Source organism: Parabacteroides acidifaciens, from assembly GCF_003363715.1.
Classification (GTDB): Bacteria; Bacteroidota; Bacteroidia; order Bacteroidales; family Tannerellaceae; genus Parabacteroides; species Parabacteroides acidifaciens.
This window is the reverse complement of record NZ_QREV01000015.1, coordinates 1-6,059: the sequence shown is the minus strand read 5'-3', so window position 1 is coordinate 6,059 and position 6,059 is coordinate 1. Positions and strand designations below refer to the sequence as shown.

Genomic DNA, 6,059 nt, shown 5'->3' with positions numbered 1-6,059 from the left:
CGAACCGCCCAAAGCCCTGTAAGGGCGACAGATCATAGCCCAAGGCGTGAGCCTTGGGTTTAAATAGGACCACCTCCCGTCTTTGAGCCCTGTAAGGGTGATACATTGTGACACAGGATGTTACCGGTGCCGCCCTTACAGGGCTAAGAGAGGGAGGGAGGCGTTTCCTTAACCCAAGGCTCACGCCTTGGGCTGAGATCTGCCGGGCTTACAGCCCTAAGACAACGTCGCTATTTGGGCGGTTCGCGAACCGCCCCTACGGGGTCTCTGCTGCTCACCGATAAATAATCATTTATCAATGAAATGAAAATAGGATAAAATGTTTAATCTTAAATAAAAACACAATGCTTGCAGAATTGACAATTAAAGGATTCCTGGCCGAAACGGCAGGTAGCGCACCGGTTCCGGGTGGCGGAAGTATCTCAGCTCTTAACGGGGCAATCGCAGCCGCTTTGGCTGAGATGGTGGCAAACCTGACGATCGGCAAGAAGAAATATGCCGATGTGGAAGGCCAGATGAAGACAATAGCGACGGAAGCGGCCCTTATCCGTGAACGCTTGATCCGTGATATCGATCGCGACAGTGAGGCTTATGACCGCGTGTTCGCCGCCTTCAAACTCCCGAAAGAGACGGAGGAAGAAAAGGCTGAACGCAGCCGGGTGATCCAGGATGCCACGAAAGAGGCCGCAATGGTTCCGATGCAAGTGGCAGAAGAGGTCGGATCGGTGATGGAAACGATTATATATGTAGCCCATAAAGGTAACCGGAATGCCGTGACAGACGCCTGTGTGGCGATGATGGCAGCGCGAACCTGCGTGTTAGGTGCCTTGCTGAATGTCCGGATCAACCTTACATCCATTCAGGATGAAGAGTTTGTCAAACGGATGTCTGAGAAGGCCGATCACCTGGAAGCGGAGGCAATCCGGATCGAGAAGAAGTTGCTGGATTGGGTGAGGGAACAGTTGTAAGTTGAAAGTTGAAAGTTAAAAGTTGAAAGATATGGGAAATGTACATTATGTGGGGGCAGAGCCGCTGACGTTCGAGCGTATCGAAGAGATACTGACCGGAAATATGAAGCTGGAACTGACCCAGGAAGTGAAGGAGCGCATCCAGCGCTGCCGCGATTATCTGGATAGGAAGATCGAGACGCAGCGCGAACCCTTGTACGGCATTACGACGGGTTTCGGTTCTCTGTGCAACAAAAACATTTCGCCCGACGAACTCAGCACTTTGCAGGAGAATCTGGTGAAGAGCCATGCTTGCAGTGTGGGCGACGAGGTGAGTCCGGTGATTGTCCGCCTGATGATGCTGTTGAAGGCGCATGCTCTGTCGTTGGGGCATAGCGGCGTACAGGTGATAACGGTGCAGCGCATACTCGACTTCTTTAATAATGACGTGCTCCCGATCGTCTATGACCGGGGCTCGCTCGGTGCATCCGGCGACCTGGCTCCTTTGGCGAATCTATTCCTTCCGCTTATCGGAGTGGGGGATGTTTATTATAAGGGAAAGAAAAGGGAGGCGATCAGCGTCCTGGACGAGTTTGCCTGGAAACCTGTCAAACTGAAGAGTAAAGAGGGGTTAGCCCTGTTGAACGGCACGCAGTTTATGAGTGCCAACGGGGTGTTTGCCCTGATGCGCGCTTTTGCCGTATCGAAGCGGGCGGATCTGATCGCTGCTTTGTCGCTCGAGGCTTTCGACGGACGGATCGATCCGTTTATGGATTGTATCCAGCAGATGCGCCCGCATCCGGGACAGATCGAGACGGGCGACGCTTTCCGTGAGATATTGGAGGGCAGCGAACTGATCAGCCGGCCGAAGGAGCATGTGCAGGACCCGTATTCGTTCCGTTGCATCCCGCAGGTACATGGGGCGACGAAAGATGCGATCCGTTATGTCTCTGGTGTGCTGCTGACCGAGATTAACTCCGTGACCGACAATCCGACAATCTTCCCGGAAGAGGACAAGATAATCTCCGGCGGTAACTTTCATGGCCAGCCGTTAGCTATCTCGTTCGATTTCCTGGCAATCGCACTTGCTGAGTTAGGGAACATCTCCGAACGTCGTGTGGCACAGTTGATCATGGGGCTTCGCGGCTTGCCCGAATTTCTGGTGGCGAATCCTGGTCTCAACTCCGGCTTTATGATCCCGCAGTATGCGGCTGCCAGCATGGTGAGCCAGAACAAGATGTATTGCTATGCCGCCAGCAGCGACTCGATCGTGTCGAGCAACGGACAGGAAGACCACGTCAGCATGGGAGCCAATGCCGCGACCAAGCTCTTTAAGATAATGGATAACCTGGATCATATCCTCGCTATCGAGCTGATGAACGCCGCACAGGGCATCGAGTTCCGCCGCCCGGCACGCACATCCCCGATATTGGAAAAGTTCCTGAAGGCTTATCGCAAAGAAGTCCCGTTTATAGACGAGGATATTATCATGTATCCGGAGATACACCGGACCGTCGCCTTCCTCAGGCGCTACACTCTTTGAATTATGAATCATGAATTGTGAATTATGAATTAATACCGCTTGTCGCCATAATTCATAATTCACAATTCATAAATCCTTTCATTTCTTTGTCACAACCACCCGCTGTGTCGGGTCCAGATGTTCGTTGCGATAGTCGATTTGCTTGACAACGTTTTCTGCCAATTCCTGGAATGCTTTGCCGGTGATGCTGTCCGGGTTGAGGGCAACGGGCTTGCCGCTGTCGCCGCCTTCGCAGATGCTCTGTACGATAGGGATCTGTCCTAACAACGGGATGTTCAGTTCTTCAGCTAAGCGTTTGCCGCCTTCCTTTCCGAACAGGTAATATTTGTTTTCCGGCAGTTCGGCAGGTGTGAACCAGGACATGTTTTCGACCAGACCCAATACCGGCACGTTGATCTTTTCTCCCATAAACATGCTGATCCCTTTACGGGCGTCTGCCAGCGCGACTTCCTGCGGCGTACTGACTACGATGGCACCGGTGATCGCCAATGTCTGTACCATTGTCAGATGTATATCGCTTGTTCCCGGTGGCAGGTCGATCAGGAAATAATCCAGGTCGCTCCAGTTGGCATCGCCGATCAACTGTTTCAGCGCATTGCTTGCCATTGCGCCGCGCCACAGAACGGCATCTTCCTTATTGACGAAGAAACCGATGGAGAGTAGCTTCACTCCGTAGTTGGCTGCCGGTTCGATCAGTTCGCGGTTACCTACTTCCACCATATAGGGGCGGGCTTCTTCTACATTGAACATCTTAGGCTGTGAAGGACCGAAGATATCGGCATCCAACAACCCTACCTTATAGCCTTGCAAGGCCAATGCGACAGCCAGGTTTGCGGCAACCGTACTTTTGCCTACGCCTCCCTTGCCGGAAGATACGGCAATGATGTTCTTGACTTCCGGCAGCAGCTTGTCCGGTTCGGGACGTGCTAACTGTTTAGCTTCCACCGTGATATTGCCTTTGATCTCGACCTCTTCGCCTACATACGTGAGGATCGCTGTTTCGGCTGCTTTGACTACCGACTTGATAAACGGATCGTTCGGCTTCTCGAAAAGGAGCGAAAAGCTCACCTTGTTGCCGTCAATCCGTATGTTGTCTTCTACCATGCCCATTGAAACCAGGTCTTTCCCTGTTCCCGGGTAACGCACCTTTGCCAGTGCGTCCATGATTAGTTTGGGATATATTGCCATGTTGGAAATTATGAGTTATGAATTATACTTTACTTTATTTGCCGGAGGCTAATGCGCTCCGCTTGCTGCGGTTGAAGCTGCGGTAGGGATCGTATTCGATCTCCACTTCCGGTTCGACCAGTTGCTCCCGTTCTTCACAAACAAACTTGATGTATTTGATGTTCAGGCCGCGGTCCAGCCATTGCTGTTCGTAATACGTTTTGATAGAGAGGATATCGTCTACCAGGTCCGAATGATAGAGGTCGTCGGTGCTGAACAGTACTGGATAGTGGTTCGCCTTTACCATTTCCGCGGTGTAGGTGTACATGAAGTTGCTGTCTGTTTTCAGGTGGACGATGCCGTCGCCGGCTAAGATCTCGCGGTACATCTTCATAAAGCGGGTGGAGGTAAGGCGTTTGTTCACCTTTTTCATTTGCGGATCAGGGAAGGTCAGCCATATCTCGGCCACCTCTCCAGCTGCAAAAAAGCTGGCGATCAGTTCGATGCTGGTACGCAGGAACGCCACGTTCGTCATGCCTGCTTCAAGTGACTCTTTTGCTCCCGTCCACATACGTGCGCCTTTGATATCGACACCGATAAAGTTCTTCTCCGGAAACAATCTGCCGAGCCCGACCGTATATTCGCCTTTCCCGCAACCGAGTTCAAGCACGATCGGATTGTCATTCTTAAAGAACCGTTCATGCCAATGTCCTTTCAGCTCGAAACCCTTTTCCTGAAGTACGGCAAACGGATATTGAAATACATGGGGATAAGCCGCCATGTCGTCAAACTTTGCTAATTTATTCTTTCCCATGCTGCAAAGATAATACTTTATTTTTTCGGGATGACAAATCCTACAGGGTTGCGTGGTTTATCCAATTGTTTTTGTTTGGATGCCATTTCGTTTAATATATCATAGATATCAGCGATCTGAAGGTTTGTATCAAGCATAAATTGATCCAGTTGCTTTTTTATTTCCGCATAGCCAGTTGTCAGTTCGCGAAGCATGACAAAGGCCCGCATGATGCCGATATTGATTTCAATTGCTTTTTTGCTTTTTAGGATAGAAGACAACATCGCTACTCCCTGTTCGGTAAAAGCGAAAGGTAGACTACTCCCTAAATTGTAATTGGGGGGTATCACAGATTGTGATACCCCTATGTGTATCATTTCGTTAGCCTCTTTATTTGTTAACTGGAACATAAAATCCGGAGGAAACCGGTCCATATTTCGGCGAACAGCTTGTTTTAGAGCTCTGTTTTCAACTTCATATAGTTCGGCAAGATGAAAGTCTATCATCACTCTATATCCCCTGATCTCGAAAATCTTTTGTTGTATTAGTTGTAATTCCATAGCTAAGATTGTTTATTGTTAATGGATTGACAAATATAAGGAAATCTATCGGATATCAAAGGACGACTTATCACTTTTTACCCATCTTTGCGATGTACTCGCCGAAGAATATATCCCGGTAGTTGTTGTTGTGAATAGGAGGGTGATAAGAATGAATAAAATTGTACGGAGCATAAGTATATTTTTTTATGATTATGCGGCGAAGATACACTTGGTAATAAAGCCCTTTTCCCATTATAGACGAAACCGCTTTTCCGGTAGATGGAATTATCTCTGCCGTCGACGAGTGTTCGGGAGGGGGCTTATTGTATAAAACGTATTTTCCCGGTTCGAAAGACATCTGAAACAAAACAAATGTTAATCCGCTTTTTTGACCTCAAAAAGGGACTTTTTCCTCTTTTTTGAGTGTTTTCCCAAATTACGACCGTCCTCTTTGCCATTACGACCGTGCTAATGTGTAGTGCACTCGGCACCTCGCGAAGATTAGCACGGTCGCAATGGCGATTTGGACGGTCATAATTAAAAAGAGGACCGTCTTTAGGGCAAAAAAGCCCCTGAATTTCCTTGGGATATTTGGAACGCCGTCCGTTTTATTTTCAAATATTCGATTCTCCGGGAGTTAAGGTTTATCACTTTGACGGCGTTTCCGGTTTGCAATAATCAAATTGTATGCTTTTCGGAACGGGCTGCGCACCTCGTTTTTCCTATTGTCAGAAAGGGAAGTTTAAATCGTGAAAAGAGTCAATCCAAAATCGATCAAGATTTCGGATGAAATAGAAAAACGGCCGAAAAGGGGGTTATTGTAATATTCATTAGGTTGCAGGAGGTTCAAAATTTGGCAGATATGAAACAAACAGACCTCGTAGGGGCGGTTCGCGAACCGCCCTCCGTGTCAACAAATATGTCCTTTGTCGCTACCCGGGCAGTTCGCGAACTGCCCCTACGAAGCCTGCTCTTTTGATTCACTTTTTCTGGATCACCCCGAAAAATAGTGGAGCTATGCATATATATTTTTGAGTCTAAATAAAAAGTATGATATATTGTTCACC

At 48.7% G+C, this 6,059-nt stretch carries 5 protein-coding genes; 2 read left to right on the top strand and 3 right to left on the bottom strand.

What is annotated here, in order from left to right; all coding sequences use genetic code 11:
* Nucleotides 1–344: 344 nt before the first annotated feature.
* On the top strand, nt 345–968 hold the full coding sequence (locus tag DWU89_RS08360) for a cyclodeaminase/cyclohydrolase family protein (protein WP_115499196.1): 624 nt from the start codon (nt 345–347) through the stop codon (nt 966–968).
* Nucleotides 969–999: 31 nt separating this feature from the next.
* Complete coding sequence (gene hutH, locus DWU89_RS08355; RefSeq protein ID WP_115499195.1) at nt 1,000–2,490, top strand: histidine ammonia-lyase; 1,491 nt, start codon at nt 1,000–1,002, stop codon at nt 2,488–2,490.
* Nucleotides 2,491–2,568: 78 nt separating this feature from the next.
* On the opposite strand, the gene DWU89_RS08350 is transcribed toward hutH, so the two are convergent.
* Genes DWU89_RS08350 through DWU89_RS08340 form a run of 3 tightly spaced genes read right to left on the bottom strand, consistent with a single transcriptional unit; the run spans nt 2,569 to nt 5,010 of the window.
* On the bottom strand, nt 2,569–3,678 hold the full coding sequence (locus DWU89_RS08350) for an Mrp/NBP35 family ATP-binding protein (RefSeq protein WP_115499194.1): 1,110 nt from the start codon (nt 3,676–3,678) through the stop codon (nt 2,569–2,571).
* 34 nt (nt 3,679–3,712) lie between these two features.
* A complete protein-coding gene (gene trmB, locus DWU89_RS08345) occupies nt 3,713–4,471 on the bottom strand; it encodes a tRNA (guanosine(46)-N7)-methyltransferase TrmB (protein ID WP_115499193.1) in 759 nt (252 codons plus the stop codon).
* A gap of 17 nt (nt 4,472–4,488) precedes the next feature.
* Nucleotides 4,489–5,010, bottom strand: a complete 522-nt coding sequence (locus tag DWU89_RS08340; RefSeq protein WP_115499192.1) for an ORF6N domain-containing protein — start codon at nt 5,008–5,010, stop codon at nt 4,489–4,491.
* Nucleotides 5,011–6,059: the final 1,049 nt, after the last annotated feature.

Bases quoted from the DNA above. Each gene is read 5' to 3' on its own strand.
- DWU89_RS08350 (WP_115499194.1), bottom strand. From the start codon at position 3,678: ATGGCAATATATCCCAAACTAATCATGGACGCACTGGCAAAGGTGCGT.
- DWU89_RS08360 (WP_115499196.1), top strand. From the start codon at position 345: ATGCTTGCAGAATTGACAATTAAAGGATTCCTGGCCGAAACGGCAGGT.
- trmB (WP_115499193.1), bottom strand. From the start codon at position 4,471: ATGGGAAAGAATAAATTAGCAAAGTTTGACGACATGGCGGCTTATCCC.
- hutH (WP_115499195.1), top strand. From the start codon at position 1,000: ATGGGAAATGTACATTATGTGGGGGCAGAGCCGCTGACGTTCGAGCGT.
- DWU89_RS08340 (WP_115499192.1), bottom strand. From the start codon at position 5,010: ATGGAATTACAACTAATACAACAAAAGATTTTCGAGATCAGGGGATAT.